Origin of the sequence: Streptomyces sp. NPDC055966, assembly GCF_042269865.1 — a bacterium.
Lineage (GTDB): Bacteria > Actinomycetota > Actinomycetes > Streptomycetales > Streptomycetaceae > Streptomyces.
Window position 1 is genome coordinate 61,613 of the sequence record NZ_JBHJYK010000035.1, and the last position, 16,043, is coordinate 77,655.

14 protein-coding genes and 1 pseudogene are annotated in these 16,043 nt (G+C 70.3%); 4 read left to right on the forward strand and 11 right to left on the reverse strand.

What is annotated here, in order from left to right; genetic code table 11:
- Window positions 1-4 precede the first annotated feature (4 nt).
- Window positions 5-661 (reverse strand): TetR family transcriptional regulator, encoded by a 657-nt coding sequence (locus ACFC8N_RS44840; RefSeq protein WP_362818118.1) that lies wholly within the window; start codon window positions 659-661, stop codon window positions 5-7.
- Window positions 662-817: 156 nt separating this feature from the next.
- Between ACFC8N_RS44840 and ACFC8N_RS44845 the strand changes: the two genes are divergently transcribed.
- Complete coding sequence (locus tag ACFC8N_RS44845; RefSeq protein ID WP_376295440.1) at window positions 818-1,657, forward strand: patatin-like phospholipase family protein; 840 nt, start codon at window positions 818-820, stop codon at window positions 1,655-1,657.
- 363 nt (window positions 1,658-2,020) lie between these two features.
- Here the strand turns inward: ACFC8N_RS44845 and ACFC8N_RS44850 are convergent, their stop codons facing one another.
- The 8 genes from ACFC8N_RS44850 to ACFC8N_RS44885 all read right to left on the reverse strand — a co-directional run bounded on the left by ACFC8N_RS44850 (window position 2,021) and on the right by ACFC8N_RS44885 (window position 11,465).
- Window positions 2,021-2,902, reverse strand: a complete 882-nt coding sequence (locus tag ACFC8N_RS44850; RefSeq protein ID WP_376295441.1) for an alpha/beta fold hydrolase — start codon at window positions 2,900-2,902, stop codon at window positions 2,021-2,023.
- Between the two features lie 202 nt (window positions 2,903-3,104).
- Complete coding sequence (locus ACFC8N_RS44855; RefSeq protein ID WP_376295442.1) at window positions 3,105-4,295, reverse strand: cytochrome P450; 1,191 nt, start codon at window positions 4,293-4,295, stop codon at window positions 3,105-3,107.
- Between the two features lie 187 nt (window positions 4,296-4,482).
- Complete coding sequence (locus ACFC8N_RS44860) at window positions 4,483-5,169, reverse strand: hypothetical protein (RefSeq protein WP_376295452.1); 687 nt, start codon at window positions 5,167-5,169, stop codon at window positions 4,483-4,485.
- A 294-nt stretch (window positions 5,170-5,463) separates the two neighbouring features.
- Entirely contained in the window at window positions 5,464-5,982 is a 519-nt protein-coding gene (locus ACFC8N_RS44865) for a hypothetical protein (RefSeq protein WP_376295443.1), read from the reverse strand.
- Complete coding sequence (locus tag ACFC8N_RS44870) at window positions 5,979-8,858, reverse strand: CHAT domain-containing protein (RefSeq protein WP_376295445.1); 2,880 nt, start codon at window positions 8,856-8,858, stop codon at window positions 5,979-5,981. Before ACFC8N_RS44870 ends, ACFC8N_RS44865 begins: the two co-directional genes overlap by 4 nt.
- Complete coding sequence (locus tag ACFC8N_RS44875) at window positions 8,851-10,026, reverse strand: hypothetical protein (protein WP_376295446.1); 1,176 nt, start codon at window positions 10,024-10,026, stop codon at window positions 8,851-8,853. Before ACFC8N_RS44875 ends, ACFC8N_RS44870 begins: the two co-directional genes overlap by 8 nt.
- A 130-nt stretch (window positions 10,027-10,156) precedes the next feature.
- Window positions 10,157-10,969 (reverse strand): maleylpyruvate isomerase N-terminal domain-containing protein, encoded by an 813-nt coding sequence (locus ACFC8N_RS44880; protein ID WP_376295447.1) that lies wholly within the window; start codon window positions 10,967-10,969, stop codon window positions 10,157-10,159.
- A 178-nt stretch (window positions 10,970-11,147) separates the two neighbouring features.
- Entirely contained in the window at window positions 11,148-11,465 is a 318-nt protein-coding gene (locus tag ACFC8N_RS44885; protein WP_356038468.1) for a helix-turn-helix domain-containing protein, read from the reverse strand.
- Window positions 11,466-11,574: 109 nt separating this feature from the next.
- On the opposite strand from ACFC8N_RS44885, the gene ACFC8N_RS44890 reads away from it, so the two are divergent.
- Window positions 11,575-11,877 (forward strand): putative quinol monooxygenase, encoded by a 303-nt coding sequence (locus tag ACFC8N_RS44890; protein WP_356038465.1) that lies wholly within the window; start codon window positions 11,575-11,577, stop codon window positions 11,875-11,877.
- Window positions 11,878-11,924: 47 nt separating this feature from the next.
- On the opposite strand, the gene ACFC8N_RS44895 is transcribed toward ACFC8N_RS44890, so the two are convergent.
- On the reverse strand, window positions 11,925-12,314 hold the full coding sequence (locus ACFC8N_RS44895; protein WP_362818101.1) for a helix-turn-helix domain-containing protein: 390 nt from the start codon (window positions 12,312-12,314) through the stop codon (window positions 11,925-11,927).
- A gap of 39 nt (window positions 12,315-12,353) precedes the next feature.
- Between ACFC8N_RS44895 and ACFC8N_RS44900 the strand changes: the two genes are divergently transcribed.
- Together ACFC8N_RS44900 and ACFC8N_RS44905 are read left to right on the forward strand one after the other, a co-directional pair.
- On the forward strand, window positions 12,354-13,862 hold the full coding sequence (locus ACFC8N_RS44900; RefSeq protein ID WP_376295449.1) for an MFS transporter: 1,509 nt from the start codon (window positions 12,354-12,356) through the stop codon (window positions 13,860-13,862).
- Between the two features lie 372 nt (window positions 13,863-14,234).
- Window positions 14,235-14,611, forward strand: a pseudogene (locus tag ACFC8N_RS44905) (saccharopine dehydrogenase); the annotation flags it as partial.
- Between the two features lie 321 nt (window positions 14,612-14,932).
- Here ACFC8N_RS44905 and ACFC8N_RS44910 read toward each other — a convergent pair.
- Window positions 14,933-15,442 (reverse strand): DinB family protein, encoded by a 510-nt coding sequence (locus ACFC8N_RS44910; RefSeq protein WP_376295450.1) that lies wholly within the window; start codon window positions 15,440-15,442, stop codon window positions 14,933-14,935.
- Window positions 15,443-16,043 lie beyond the last annotated feature (601 nt).

A 16,043-nucleotide genomic window follows, 5' to 3' on the forward strand; every position in this document is an offset into this window, starting at 1 on the left:
CCTCTCAACGCCGCCTGTGCGGGCCCAGATTGAGCAGGACCGTGCCGAGATGGGCGGGAGTGAGGGCCGGTGTCGGCAGAGGGGGCGTGGCGGGGTGGGCGCGCAGGCCGTCGAGGAGGAGGGCGAGCGGGCGGAGCCAGGCATCCGGAGCGACCGTGGTGAGCGCGGGAACAGCCCGGCCCAGGGCTGCCAGCGCGAAGAGCAGGTCCTCGGTGGTGAGGTCCGGGCGGATGGTGCCCTGCTCCTGACCGCGCCGGATCAGCCCGTCGACGGTGGTGCGGTTGTGGGCGTGGATCGCCTCCAGGGAGGTGACGCCTTCCAGGTTCGTGGTCATCAGGTCGTTGGCGCCGCGGTCTGCGGCCAAGCCCGTGAACACCGCGCATAGGTACTCCGTCAGTCCCGTCCACGCGTCCTCCGCGGTTCGTGCCCGCTCGCCCGCCGCCGTGGTCTCGGTGAGCGCATCCCGGAAGACCTCGTCGACGAGCGCGGCACGGCTCGGAAAGTGGCGATAGAGGGTGGCGTTGCCCACGCCCGCCCGCCGTGCGATGTCATCGAGCGGGGCATCCAGGCCCTGTTCGGCGAAGACCTCGCGGGCCTTGTCCGTCAGCAGCTTCCGGTTGCGCAGCGCGTCGCGGCGTCCTGCCGGTGGACGGTCGCCCATCATGTCTCCCTCACCTCGATCCCCGTACCGGGGAACATTCCCCGGTACGGATGCTATCGTCAACACGGTAACCGGGGAAATCTCCCCGTTTTGCTTCCCGCGGACGCGCCGTTCGCGGGCGTCATGGGCATGCCGTTCACGGGGCAGGGGGGAAACGTGTCCGACACAGCACTCGTACTCGGCGGCGGCGGACCGGTGGGCGGGGCCTGGCTGGCCGGAGTGCTCGCAGGGCTCACCGAAGCTGGGATCGATCTCCGCAGCGCCGACGTCGTGATCGGCACATCCGCCGGTGCCGTCTTCGGATCCCGGCTCCTGGCCGGCATCCCGGCCGCGGATCTGTACGAGCGTCAGCTGAACGGAGCGGACGCGGTCCAACTGCCGGTGACCGCGCGCCAGACGGCGCGCTTCCTCTGGGCGGCGCTGGGCTCCCGCGATCCCCACCGATCCGTCCAACGCCTCGGCCGGGCGGCGCTGCACGCCAGGACCGGCCCGGAGTCGGACGTCTTCGACACGGTCGGCACGCTTCTGGGCGACGTCCGCGACTGGCCCGAGCGCGAGCTGCGCATCACCGCGGTCGACGCACGGACCGGACAACTCGAAGTGTTCGACTCGCGCTCCGGAACGACACTCCTCGAAGCCGTCGCGGCGAGCTGCGCCGTACCCGTCGTATGGCCGCCCGTCACCGTGGCCGGCCGACGCTGGATGGACGGCGGCAGCCGTTCGACCGCCAACCTCCAGCTGGCACGCGGGTACCGGCGGGTGCTGGCGGTCGTGCCGATCCCGCAGGCGGTCGGGCCGCATCCGAGCGCGTCGCGGCAGGCCGCGGAACTGTCCGACGACGGCACGCGCGTCCTCCTGCTGTCACCGGACCGCGCTGCGCGACGCACGATGGGCCGCAACCTGGCGGACGACACCCGGCGCCCGGCCGCCGCCCGCGCGGGCCACGCCCAGGCCGGTGCGGTGGCCCCATCGGTGGTCGACATCTGGCAGGGGTGACGTGGAGTCAAATGTGCGTGGCCCAACATTCCTCGGCTGCCTGAGTCGAGGTCGTCTGCCGTTCGGCGCGAGGAAGATCCTTGTGGAGGGCACCTGGGGTTCCGCGTGTTCGCTCACTCGATCGACCTGCTCGCGGCGTCACTGCGGCGGCTCGGCAACGACCTCGGCACCCTGCCGCCCGACAACGGCGCGCTCCTTGCCCACGCCATGGCTGCGGCCGGCCCGCAGGGCACGGCCCCCGCGGTCGACCCCGTCGCGTCGCTGCCGTACGATCCCGCCCATCCCATCCCATCCCGGCCGAGCCGTCCGAACTGCGCACGGTGCTGGATGTGTTGGTCGGTCTGCCCGCACCGCCGTGCACGCTCAGCTGGTGTGGGCCCCCACGGCATCGATGAGTACGGGCCAGAGCTCGCGTGGGCGGTCGTGCCCCATGTCGGGAACCAGAAGGAGCTTGGCGCCGGGCACCAGGTCGGCGGTGCGTTGCCCGCCGCTGACGTCGATCAGCGTGTCGTCCAGGCCGTGGATCACCAGGGTGGGCACCCGCAGTTCCCGGAGTGCGTCCGCGCGTGAGCCGCTGAGGATCATCGCTCCGAGCTGACGTCCCACCCCGGCAGGGTAGTAGGCGCGGTCGTAGCTGTCGGCAGCCAGCTTTCGAACGGCCGCGGGGTCGCCGTAGCGCTTGGACGCCCACACCAGTTCCCGATCCGCCGCGGCGATGTACCCCTCGCGGTCCGGCGGCTTCGGGCTGAACAGCGCCGCCTGGGCCTCGGGGCTGGGCCGGCCGTACTCGCTCTCACCCGTCGAGGACATCATCGACGTCAGTGTCAGCACTCGCTCCGGCTGGGTGATGGCCATCGTCTGGGCGATCATGCCGCCCATCGACGCGCCGACCACGTGAGCGCGTTCGATGCCGAGCGCGGCGAGCAGGCCCAGGCCGTCGTCGGCCATGTCCTGCAATCCGTAGGGAACCATCGCGAGGGCGGAAGGGATGTCTCCCGAGCTCACAGCGGCGATGAACTGACTGATGTCGACGGGGCGATCGTCGAACCTGGTGGACAGGCCGCTGTCGCGGTTGTCGTACCGGATCACGAAGCGGCCACGCTCTGCCAGCGCACGGCAGAAGTCCTCGTGCCAGGCGATCATCTGAGCGCCGAAGCCCATCACGAGCAGCACAGGGGGGTCGCCGGGGTCGCCGAAGCACTCGTAGGCGATGGACACTCCGGTCGACACGTCGACGATCGGCATACTTGGATCTTGCCAGGACCGGCTGGCGGAGCGCACCCGGATTGTCGGTGCCCCCCGCCGCACGACGGCCGTCGTCCCGGCGGCCGTCGTGTCACTCCCGGTCGGGTCCAGGGGCCGGTCCTACCGCGCTCGGGTCGCCGGCGGCGAGTCCGGACACGCGGTCCTGGGGCGTGTCCCCGGGCTTCGTCTCGCCGGCGCGCGGTCACGCGTCCCAGGTGACCGGGAGGCTCTTCACCCCGTAGATGTCCGCGGTCTCCGGGCGCAGGCCGACCTCTTCGGCGGGGACGGCCAGGCGCAGCGTGGGGAAGCGGTTGAGCAGTGCGGGGAACGCGACCCGCATCTCGACGCGGGCCAACTGCTGTCCCAGGCACTGGTGGATGCCGTGACCGAAGGCCAGGTGCCCGCCGTCCTGCCTGTGGAGGTCGAGCAGGTGGGGATCAGCGAAGCGCTCGGGGTCGCGGTTGGCGGTGTTGTACGACAGCACGACCGTCGTGCCCGCCTCGATGGTCTGTCCGCCCAGCTCGATGTCCACGAGCGCGGTCCTCATGAACGTCTTGGCGACGCTCAGGTACCGCAGCAGTTCCTCCACGGCCCGGTCGATGAGCGCGGGATCGGCACGCAGCGCGGCCAGTTGCTCCGGGTTGCGCAGCAGCGCGAAGGTGCCCAGCGCCAGCATGTTCGCGGTGGTGTCGAACCCGGCTGCCAGCAGAATCAGAGCGATCCCCCTCAGCTCCTCCTCCGTCAGATCGCTGTCGGTGAGGTCGCTGAGTACGTCGTCGGTGGGGTTCGCGCGCTTGGCGGCCACCAGCCCCGCGAGGTATTCCTGGGTCGCGGTGTAGGCCGCTATCAGCTCCTCCTCGGTTGTCTCCCCGCCGAGGAACGCGTCGATCTGTTCCTGGAAGGAACCCCGGTCCTCGTACGGCACCCCCAGCAACTCACAGATGATGATGGCGGGGATGGGCTTGGCGAACGCGGTCACCAGGTCCGTCGGCGGCCCGGCTTTCTCCATGGCGTCCAGGCGGGCGGCGGTGATCTGCTCGACGCGCTCGGTGAGCTGTTGCATCCGCCGTACCGTGAACTTGCCCATCAGCGGCTTCCGGTAGCGCCTGTGCAGTGGGTCGTCCGTGAGGAGGAACTCGCCGGGCGGCGCCGGAGGAACCTCGAAGTCGCCCACGTTGAGAAGTTCCTTGCGTGAGCTGAACCGCGAGTCGGCCAGGACCGACCTGACCAGGTCGTATCCGGTGATCAGCCAGCCGGGTCTGCCGCCGGGGTGGGTGTAGCGGCTGATGGGGCCGTGCCGACGGGCGTCGATCAGCTCTGCCGGCGGATCGAAGGGGCACCCGGGCCGACGGGCCTCCGGCAGAGCTGTGACGGTGTGGAGCGATTCACCCATGGCCGTTCCTCATCTCGCGATAGTACGTGTTTAACACGGCTCGAAAGCTACGGCGAGTTCGGAATGGCTGTCAATCAATCAAACCTCATTTCCCCAGGTGAATGGCGGCAAATTGATGCAATGGTGCTGCAGCCGAATGCAATGCGGCGTTGCAATGGGCTGCGGAGGAAGGCAATGCTGACGGCCCTTACATGTGGGCGCTGATCACGCCGCCGAAGCTGAGCACGACGTATACGCCGTTGGCGTCGAGCCCGACGTCGTGCTGGTTCGCGTCCAGCGTCCCGTCCACCGCGCCGTCGTTGCCGAGGATCTGTGCGCGGTACCGGTCGTCGCCGAGCTTCGTGACCTTGGCGGTCCAACCGCCCGCAAGTTTGAAGGTGCCCGGTGCCTGGTGTCCGCCGCCCATCCAGGAGTGGACCTGGCCGTCCAGCGTGAGTACGACGAACATGTCGTTGGCGTCGAGCCCGGCGTCGTGCTGGTTCGTCTCCAGCGTCGCCAGGACCTCACCGCCGTGGACGATCTTGGCGCGGTAGTGCTGGGTGCCGAGCTCGTAGATCTCGGCCTTGCTGCCGTCCACCAGGGTCCGGGTGCGGACCGGGGACGCCTTTCCGGTCCCGGAGGCGGGTGCGGTGCCGGAGTGATGCGCGGTGGCCGTCGACGTCGGCACGCCGGCCTCGGCGTTGCTGGGCGCATCACCGCTACCGGCGGGGCGGGAGGCGGCGGGGGAGCTGGAGACCTTCTTCCCCGAGCCGGTGGCGGCGTCCTTGGCCCCGCCCTGACAGGCGGTCAGTGAGAGTGCCGCAGCGGCGGCGACCGCCACCAGTGCGGCGGAACGGGCGGTGCGGGCGGTACGGCGAGTACGGCGCGTGGTCATGATGGAGCCCCCCATGGGATACCAGGATGCGGCACTTCCACCTGCTCCCTCACAGGGCGGCAGGCCGGATCCGCAGTTCGTCACACCCCGTCAGATGGCGTTTGAACGCGAGTTGTTCATCGGGTTCTGTCCGCATTTGGTAACGAGGGTGACCTGGTGGCCGGCTGCCGCGCCGGGTTGAGCGGCAAGGCGAGACGAGGTGCGGGGGGACGTACGATCGTCCGGGCCTCGCCGGTCCTCGCTCCCGGCTCCATGCCCCGGCCGGTCCGTCGGCTGGGCGAGTACGGGTGGTGACTACTGCCGGGACCAGCCGAGCAGACGGGCGACGGCGGCGGCCAGCTCACGCAGTGTGGACCCGTCGGCGGCCTCCTTGCCCAGCCGGAACTCGAACTCGGTCTTGCCGCCGCCTCGTTTGAAGCGGATGTCGACCTTCGTCTGGAGCCAGGCCACCGTACCGGCCAGAACGACGACGCCCGGAACGGCCAGTTCGCCGCCGAGCCGCGAGTCGTTGGGCGGATCGGCGAGCAGCTCGGCGGCGAAGTCCGCACCGCCCGGCTCCTCGGCGAGCACAGCGAGCAGGCGGCGGGCGGCGGCAGAGGCCGCAGCACCCTCGGGGACGGCCGTGGCCGCCTGCGACTCTGACTCCGGCCGGGCGCCGCGCAGGGCGTCCAGCAGGAGGAGCGCCTCCTCCTGGTCCAGCGGCATCGAATCCGCGGCCGCGCCGGTTGTCAGCTCCTCCGTCAACTCCTGGAGGATGAGGATGACTTCACGGTCTGTGAGGTCTGCCTGGGCGAACGGCGTCGGCGATGTCACCGGATTCTCCAATCTCCGAAGAGCGCGAGCGCGGCCCAATGGTACGGGTGACGCTGCCAGGGCGTGTCGTAGGGCGTGTCGTCCCCCGCGAGCATCGCGCGCTGGGCATCCCACAGGGCCCGCCAGGGTGTTTCGGGGGTGGTGGACAGCCGGCGGTAGAAGTCCGCGAAGAGCCGTCGTGAACTGGTGTCGTCCACGTCCCACAACGTGCCGACGACCGACCGCACACCGGAGGCCTGAAGGAGGTGGGCCAGCCCCTGGAGGTCCCCGGTGCTGTGCAGATCGCGGCGTGCCGTGGAGCAGGCGCGCAGTGTGAGCAGGTCCAACCGCAGTCCGGCGTCCAGTACATGACGGGCGGTCAGCAGGTGCCGGAGCCGGGTCCGGATCTCCACCTCCGGTGGGTACTTGCTCGGGCGCTGCCCGTCGTGGGCCAGCAACAGCCCGGAGTCGAGCGGCTCGGCGCGGTCGAACCAGCCGTGCCCGGTGAGGTGGGCGACGCGTGCGGCGCGCAGAGCGGCCAGTACGGCGTCCGGGGTGGCGGACAGCCGGCCGACTTCGGTCACCGCGTCCCGGCCGGCGTGCCCGGGGGAGATAAAGGGGGCGATGAAGTCGATGTCGTGCTCCAGGCGCTCCGGGTCCGGGTCCTCCTCGGCCGCGACGCCCGCGACCAGGACGCCGCCGTCGGCCGGAGCGGGGGGCCGGGCGACCGTACGCAGCAGGGCGGTGGCGCTGGACACCTGAACGACGGCGTGGCGGTGGGCGAGCGGCGGCCGGCCTCCCCGGGCGTCCTCGTCCGCCGACGGCAGTGGCAGCGCCGCCAGGGGCAGTGCTTGCAGCGCCGGGTCGGCCGCGACACAGAGCAGCTCCCGTCCCGTCACCGAGGGCAGGAAGGCCAGCAGTCCCGGCGCCAAGTCCTCGAAGAAGTCCAGCTTCCGGCGCCACGGCCGCCGTGCCGGAAGCGGAGGCAACGGCGGGAAGGCGTCCGCGTCCCCGTCGAAGGCCCGCCGCAGCCGTCCCGCCGCACGCTGCATCTCGTGCCCACCCAGCGGTGATTGAAAGACCGTCAGCCGTCCGGTGTCGGCGTGGACGACGAAGATGACGCAGCCGCCCTCGTCGCCGCTCTCAGCGCAGCAGAAGTACGAGACGAACGCGCAGTGGCGGGCGTCCGGATCCGCTGCCAGGCAGGCCCGCAGTTCACGCAAGGTCGCCGGTGTCCCGGGCACACCCGTGGGCGCCGAGGCCCCCTCGGCCCACGCCCGGTACTCCTCATGGAGATCGAAGGCGAGCTCGACCGCCCCGACTCCTTGCGGCTCGCCCTCCGGCTTTCCCTCCGGCACGGCGAGCCCGGCCCCGTCGTGGTCGAGCAGCATGCCGATCAGCAGGCCGTAGCACTCCTGGTGCCGCGTCACCAGCGCGGACAGGTCCTCCCGCGCCTCGCCGCCACGTCCGGAGACCGTACGCCGCAGCTCGCAGCGTCGCGCCCACAACAGGTCGAAGGCCGCCTGCCGGTCCGCACCGCCGCCCAATCGCGAATCCGCGCCCGCCCCGCCGGCCTCGCCCGCCCCGTCCGTCCTGTCGGTCCACAGCGTCCTCGCCAGCCGCACCTCAAGTCGCAGCAGCGTCGCCAGATCGGCCCGGCGCCCGAGCGCCTCCCGCCGCAGTACCCGCAACGCCGCGGCCGCGCCGCCCGTGTCTCCCGACGCGGCCAGCGCCTCCGCCTCGGCCAGCCGGAACGGCAGATGATGCCCCCAGTACCGGCCGTCCTTGGGGAACGAGTCGCGAAACACCTGCGCCGTGCGCAGCAGCAGCTCCGCCTCCGGAGCCCTGAGCCGTTCCATGCGCGACGCCACCATCCCCATACCCTGCGCGATGGCGTCCCGATTGACCGTCATCGACTTCAACAGGCCCTGGAAATACGCCTCCGCGGCCCCCGCGTGGTCGTCCTCGTCCACCAGCAGGTCCCCGAGCCCGACCCAGGCCTCCGCCGCCCGCAGCACGCTCGGGTCATCGACCCCGGCGTCACCGGCCAGCTCCAGCGTGCGCCGGAAGCAGCGCCGGGCCGCCGCGGCGTCCCCCGCCTGCCGGTACGCCTCTCCGAGCCGGTTGAGCGCCCGCGCCCGTGGTACCGGTCCGGCGCCCACCGCCTCGGCGCGGGTCAGTACCCGGCGGCACTCCCGCACCGCCGGCCGGCTCCGCCCGGCGGCAGCGTGAGCATCCGCCAACTCGCTTCGAATATCGAGCTCATCGCCGGTGTCCCCGATCGACGACACGGCATCGAGCGCCGCCCGGTACTCGGAACAGGCGCGTTCGTACTCGCCCTCCGCCCGGTACAGCCCGCCGCGTAACCGGTGCAGGCGCAGCCGCAGGCCGGGCTGGATCACATCGTCGGTGGTGCCGATCTCCCGGGCGAGGCCGTCCAGGATCCGCAGTGCATCGCGGTGACGCCCGGCGGCCCCCATGGCCTCGGCGACCCGCCACTCCATCCCGAACATCCGCCCGACGGCATAGGAGTCCGGGGGCAGCGCAGCGCCCGCGGACCGCACCAGTTCCAGGGCGGCGTCCAGTCGCCCCTGCGTCATCAGCCTGGAGGCGTCCCGCTCGATGGGCTCCCAGGTGTCGGCGGACTCCGCCCCACGACGCCGGTCGGCCTCCCGCAGTGCCGGTGTGAGCTCCTCCACCAGCGACACATAGAAGTCCACCAGCGCCGCCGCCTTCGCCTGCCCGGCCCTCTCGAAGGCGCGCCGCCCGTCCTGCAACTCCCGTACCAGTACGGCGAGATCGATGCCCGGTGTATGAGTGAAGAGCACGTACTCGGCTCGCCGCAGACTGTCCGCCTGCATCAGCAGCGCGGCAACGCGCCGCTCGCGGTCACCCACCCACGCCCCCCGCCGGATCGCCGATCTGCGCGCCGACGGTACGCGCGGCCAGCCGTACGGTCTCGCGATCCTCCTCGGTCTCCGAGGTCGCCAGCGCGAGGCCGAACTGCCGCCGTGCCTCGTCGCGTTCGCCGAGGTTCCAGAGGAACTGCGCGACGTGGAAGTGGGTGTGGTGTCCCGCCCGCGGAGCGGCGGCGAGTTCGAGGGCGAGCCGGCGCGCCTCGTCGTAGTCCCCGCGGCCGTCCGCAGCCCGGCCGTACACGGCGAAGAGCAGGCCGACCCCGAGCTGCTCGACGTGCGGGTGGCTACGGAGCTCGCGGCGGAGCTCGTCCTCGGCACCGGGGTCGCCGTCGGAGGCCCGGCGGCAGATGTCGTCCCAGCGGCGCTTCAACTCGCCCGAGCGCTCGCGGATTCCGGGGTCGGTCACCTGCTCGCGCGCGGCCGCGAGCACCGGCGAGTCCGGGGCGACCCGCTCCAGCCGGCGCAGAACCTCAGCCGTTCCGTCCTGGTCATCCGCCAGTATCCGTGCCATGCCGAGGAGTTCCAGTCCTCCCACGTCGTCCGGTGCCTGGGCGTGGATCCGCTCCGCGACCTCCGCCACCTCGGACGCGGTGACACCGCTGCCCGGCTGCTGAGCGAGAGTGGCCAGGATCCGGCACAGCTCCTTGAGGTCCGCGAGCGAGGCACGGCCCTGGGCGGCCAGCTCCCGGTAGGCGTCCGCACGGACCTCCAGCAGGCGCTGCTCCCTGCCCAACTGACCGCGCAAACCCTCCAGTTCCGCCAGCCGCCGGCGGACGATCGGGTAGGCCGGATCGTCGTCACGGCAGCGCCGGGCGCACTCCTCCATCACATGGGCGCATTCGTCCAGGCGCCCGGCACTCATCAGACAGGAGGCCATGTTCAGCCGAACGCGTGCGGTTCCCGGCAGATGCTCCACCAGCAGCCGCCAGAACGTGAGCGACTCGGCGTACCGGCCGGCCTGCGCCAGGCCGATCGCGTAGCGCTCGACCGCTGCCGGGTCGGCGCCGGACGCGGCGTCGGACAGAACGCCCAACCACCGCTCCCGGTCCGGAGCGGATCCGGCCTCCTTCACCCCGCGCAGGGCCTCGTCCCCGCGCACGTCCGGCCTCGCCAACAGCCACGGCCAGTCCACGTGGTACTCCGCCACGGCGTCACCCCCGTCTCCTCCGCCACGGCCTTCCTTCCCCTCCTGCATACCAGAACGCCACTCTCCACCACGAGGGCGTTCACGGCCGTCCGGCAGGTCCTCGATGAAGCGGTCGGCGCACCGTCGCGGCCTACGGCTCCGGGTCCCAGTCCACGAGTTGATCGAAGAGACGTCGGTTGCCGCCGAGCTTCAGGGAGTCCAACGGAATTCGGCCGTAGAAGGCGAGAACGAGCTCACTGGCCATGCCTCGGGCGGTGGCGTCGGCCGCGTCCGTGTCCTCGTCGGTGGTGGGGACGGCGGGCATCGTGCCGAGTGAGGGCAGGCGGCCGACCCGTGCGCCGTCGCCGGAGAGCCAGCTGTCCAGCGCCACCTCTTCCGGCAGCGGCTGCGGGGCGCCCACGGTGAGCTGGGCGTCGTAGGTGTGCACCGCTGTCTCGTGGAGCTGACGCCGGGCGGCGCCACCGCAGGTCCGTGGCGGCTGCGACTTGCCCCACCACGCCCAGCAACCGCGATCCGGGCCGCCCTCCGCAGCGAGTCCAGCAGCTGCTGCGTCAGGCCCCGCGGCGATGGTGGCGGCCCAGGCGAGGTGCCCCTCGCCCAAGTTCGCACCCGCATCGGCAGCCGCCCCTCGCTGACACCGCATCCGGTCACCCGGGGCGCGTAGGCAAGCAAGCATCGAGTGGAGGTCAACACCGCGCAACCAATGGGGTGTTGGAATACGTGCGACGTGCGCGAGGGGATGAGAGAGGGCAGGGCGCCAACGCCTTCGCACGCGATTGCGCGTCCGCGGCCTCGGCGACGCTGACGCCCGGTGGGGCTCTTGGGGGGCTTCCGGCTCGCGATGCCGACCTCGTCGCGGACCGGTGATCGCACGCCGCCGTGAGTGTTCGCGCACTGCGGTGAGCTGAACGGCGTGCTCGTTCGATTCCGGATCGCCGACCATGGTTTCGCCGTCTTCTGGCTGTTCGGGTCACGCGATCAGGGGACGTCGCCGTGGGACCGCCGTGACACGAGGCTCCGTACGGGAGTGGTCATGGCTGCCGTGATCAAGATCGGAATCCGGCCCGTACCGGGTGCTCATGGCTCTTCCGCTGTACGTCCGCGGTCCTCCGTCCCGGCGCTCACGATGGTGTCTCGGCGCTCACGATGTCCAGGAGCCCGGGGAAGCGCAGCTCGATGTCGGTCCGGCGGAGGCTGGCCATACGGCTGTTGCCGCGGTCGACCTGCCGGATCAGACCGGCCTCGCGCAGCGTGCGGAAGTGGTGGGTGACCGTCGCCTTGGACACCGGCAATCCGAACGAGCTGCACGTCCGCGCGGTGCCGTCGGGCGCGAGCGCCAACTCGCGCACCACCCGGCGGCGCAGCGGGTCCGCCAGCGCGGCGAGCACCGGGCCGAGCTCGATCTCCTCGACGGACGGGTGGCCTTCTTCGTCGCGCATACGAGAGTCTCCCGGTCACAGCCCTAAGGTACGGCTTGCATCATACCTTTCCACTTCGCTAGCGTGCCAAGGTACGAATCTGATCGTACCTATGTAGAGGGAGAGACCCATGACTCAGCCGTTCACCCTCGTCGGCACTGCCCGCCCCAAGCTCGAACGGGCCGCGGAGCTGAAGCAGTTGCTGCTGTCGTTCGTCGAGCCGACCCGGCAGGAAGCCGGCTGCCTGGAGTACCACTTCCACGAAGATCGCGACGAACCCGGAGTCTTCGTGTTCTACGAGGCATGGCGTTCAGAGGCAGATCTCGACGCCCACCTGGCCCTCCCGCACATGCGGGCTTTCTGGGAACGGCGCATGGACTATCTCGAAACCGACCTTGAGATTCGCTTTCTCACCATGCACAGCCCTTATTGACGCGAGGGGGCAGGGCTCTGAGCAGACATCGGTCGCGCAGGTAGGTGTCAGGAAGCCGGTGTCGTGGTGGCGTCGTAGGTGGCGCGGGCGGCGGTGATGTCTGCTCGGTGGCGCTCTGCCCAGCCGACGAGCCCGGTGAGGGTTGCGTGGAGTTCGCGGGCCATGGGGGTGAGGCTGTACTCCACCTTGGGCGGCACGGTGGGGTAGACGGTCCGGACGAGCAGGCCGTCGCGTTCCAGCTTGCGCAGGTTCAAGGTGAGCATGCGTCGGCTGATGCCTGCGATGCTGCGTTCCAACTCGGTGAACCGAACCGGTCCATGTGCGGCGGCGACGAGGATTCCGATGCTCCACTTGCCAGCGACGTGGTCGAGGACCTCGGTGATCGGGCACGCCTCGTTGCCGACCTGGTCGGACACATCGGTGTGACTGCGTGACATGAAAGTGCCTCCTTCCGCGGCACGTCATGGTTACAGAACATGACTGCTGTAACAAGTCGTGCACCATTGGAAGGAATTCACGTGCGCAGATCCAACGCGGCAGCAGAGACATCACGTTGGTCGGCCCTGGCCGTGTTGTGTGCCGGGCAGTTGATGGTCATCCTCGACGGGACCATCGTGAACGTGGCCCTGCCCTCCATCCAACAGGACCTCGGCTTCTCCTCGTCGGGCCTGGCCTGGGTGGTCAATGCCTATCTGGTCCCCTTCGGCGGTCTGCTGCTGCTTGCCGGGCGGCTCGGCGACCTCATCGGACGCAAGCGCGTCTTCATCGCCGGTCTGTGCCTCTTCACGGCCGCCTCACTGCTGTGCGGTGTGTCCCAGGAACCGGCGGTGCTGCTCGCCTCCCGGTTCGTGCAGGGCATCGGCGGCGCGGTGACCTCCGCCGTCACCCTCGGCATGGTCGTGACCCTGTTCCCGCAGCCGAAGGAGCGCGCCAAGGTCATCGGCGTCTACAGCTTCGTCCAGTCCGCCGGTGGCTCGATGGGCCTCCTTGCCGGCGGCGCCCTGACGCAGGCCACCAGCTGGCACTGGATCTTCTTCGTCAACGTCCCGATCGGCATCGTGGCTGCACTGTCGGCCGGGCGCGTGCTCGCGTCCGAGCACGGTGTCGGCCTCGACAAGGGAACGGACGTCGTGGGCGCGCTCCTCGTCACCTCCGCACTGATGCTCAGCGTCTACACGATCGTCGAGACCACGGACTACGGTTGGACTTCCACACACACGACCAGCTTCGGCGCAGCGGCACTCGCCCTGCTCCTGGCATTCGTCGTCCGCCAGGCGAAGGCAACCCACCCCCTCCTGCCACTGCGTGTGTTCCGCGCACGCAACGTCTCAGGAGCGATGGGCATCCAGGCCCTCATGGTGGCCGGCATGTTCAGTTTCCAGTTCCTGTGCGTGCTCTACCTGCAGAAGGTGCTCGGCTTCGACGAGATACACACCGGCCTCGGCATCTTCCCGGTCTCGGTCGCGATCGGCGCCCTGTCCCTCGGCCTCTCGCCCAAGCTGATCGCGCGCTTCGGCCCCCGTGCCGTACTGCTGCCAGGACTCTCGCTCATCGCGGCGGGTCTCGCCGTCCTCGGCCGTGTACCGGCAGGCGGGAGCTACGCCGTGGACGTCCTGCCCGCCCTGCTGCCGCTCGGCATCGGCTTCGGCCTCGCGATGCCGTCTCTGGCCACGCTCGCGATGTCAGCGGCCACGCCCCAGGACTCGGGGATCGCCTCCGGCATGTTCAACACCATGCAACAGATCGGCAGCGCCTTCGGCCTGGCGGTCCTCAGCACGCTCGCCACCTCGCACACCGAATCCCTGCTGGTCGACGGGGCCACCAACACCTCAGCGCTCACGGGTGGTTACCAGCTTGCCTTCCGCATCGGCTCGGGCCTCGTCGCCGCCGCTCTTCTGCTCGCCGCCACCGTGCTGCGATCCGTTACCACAGTGCAGCGTCCACCGGCTGCGACGAAGCCGGCCGCCGAGAACGCCACTCGCTGACCAGGCGGCGGCACCGCCCCGGGCCGGGGAGCATTCCGTAGTGCCTCACAGGGCCTTGGCCTGCAACAGCTCGGCGCTGACTAGGTCCCGCCGATCTCGACAGGCACGGGCCGTGAAGCGGCGCTCGTCGCGGCGGCGTTGGTCCCGCCCCGTCTCCGGCGCCAAAGTGTCCGTGCTCGTCGCCGCCCGCCTCGTCGGCCGTGAGTACCGGCTCGATCAGCTCGCCCGGCGGGTCCTGGTCGATGTCGGCCCAGCCCGGGACCATGAGGGTGTCGGCGCGCGTCGGGTGGTCAAGTCCGTGGTCGGGCTTCAGACGAAACCGGCCGACCTGCACGGCACTCGGCCCGCAGACCGAGAAGCGGTGAGGGAGGGGAGCGTGGGTTCGTGCGGGTCCGCTCGGGCCGCGACCTCGGCAACCTGAAGGCGCTGGCGTACGAACCCGGGCTGGAGGCTCGCCCGGCATCGGTCGAGGACCGTGCCTCGCTGGACCGCTCGCTGGCCGGCGCGGCGGCTGTGATCAACTGTGCCGGTCCGCCCTCGCTGCGACGGGCGCCCCTGCGACCGAGAAGGCTTGGCGGGCGGGTAAGCCGTATCTCGACGTGGCGACCACGACCGAGGCCAACGCCAACACCTGCGCGCACTTCACCGGCCAGGCCCCGGCCCGGGCCGCAGGGACGGTGATCGTACCGGCCACGGCCTTCTTCGGTCACTTCGGCGGCCTGCTGATCACCACGGCGATGGGCGGGTGGCCACGAACGACGCGCCCGACTTCCTGCACGCGCTGTCGCCACACATCACCGTGGAGCCGCCTCCGTAGCGGGCTGAACCGTTTCGGGCGTGGGAGTGTGGAGCGCAGTGCCCCGAGCGGGTGCCGGGAGCACGGCCGTGTGCAGCGGTACCCGTCGGGGCGGTCTGAGGAGACCGGTTTCTCGAACCACCCGCCCCCCTTTGCCAGAGAGGCCGGCGACCACGTGGCCCGCCTGCTACGAGCAGCATGACCACTGTGGCGAGGCTGTGATCTCCGAGCCCTTGAGGGAGGGGGAGCTCTGCGTCCGGTGCCGGTGCTCGGGTCAGGCGCCGACCGTGCCGTCCACGCCTTCGCGGAGGAAGTCCGCGTGGCCGTTGTGGCGGCCGTACTCAAGAATCATGTGGAGCATCACCATCCGCAAGGAAACGTCCTCGCCCCAGCGCGGCTGGTGCCCGGCAAGGTCCAGAGACTCGGCGCTCCGCTCGATGCGGCGTGAGTGCTCGACCTCGGCCTCCCACACCGCGAACGCCTCCTCGGCGCTCGCGTCCGTGATGTCGTAGGCGGCCTGGAAATCGAATTCCTTCTGCGACCAGACCATCGGGGCGGTGTTGTCGTCGAACACCCTGCGAAACCAGGCACGTTCGACCTCGGCCATGTGGCGGACCAAGGCGAGCAGCGAGAGGGTCGACGGCGGGCTCGACCGCTCCCTGAGTTGTTCCTCCGTCAGGCCCTCGCACTTCATCGCGAGCGTCGCCCGGTGGAAGTCCAGGAACGCCCGCAGTGTTTCACGCTCCGTACCGAACAGGGGCGGGCCAATGCGTTCGAAGGCCATGGTGGGTTCCTCTCAATGGCGAGTCCGGGCTCGAACATATCCCGTCTCGCCGACCCACTGCAGCGTGCCTGAGTGCTTCACGTGTGGCGTGCTTCGGTCGGTTCGCCGACCGGATGAGTACGGTCCCCTCAGTGCACCTTGCGTCGCCGCGCTGGGTGCTGGGGGGCTCTTTGGGTGATTTGTGTGGAGGATGGTCCTCTGTTTGGTGGTTCGTTGATTGTTGGGTGGTCTGAAAACCATATGTTCGGCTTCGGCGCCAGCGGTGGCGGCGCTGGTACGCAGAGTTTGTTGATGTTTTTGCTGGCTGCGATGTCGGGAGGAACTGTCGTGCGAGTGGCTCGGTCTGTTTTCGCTGCTGCGACGGTGGCGGTTTCTGCCTCTGTCATTGGGTTGCCGTTGTTCTTCACGGATTGGGTGTCGCGGGGTTCGGGGGTCGGGCAGGTTCGTATGGTCGGTGCGGTGGGGGCTTCGTGGGGTGAGGGTGGGGCGTCGGGGTTGCCGTTTGTGGATCCGGGCTGGGAGGGGGCGGGTTGGTCGTGTCGTCGGTATGAGGGTCCGTATTGCGGTTGGGTGAGGGCGTATTGGGGTGGGTGTGACAGGG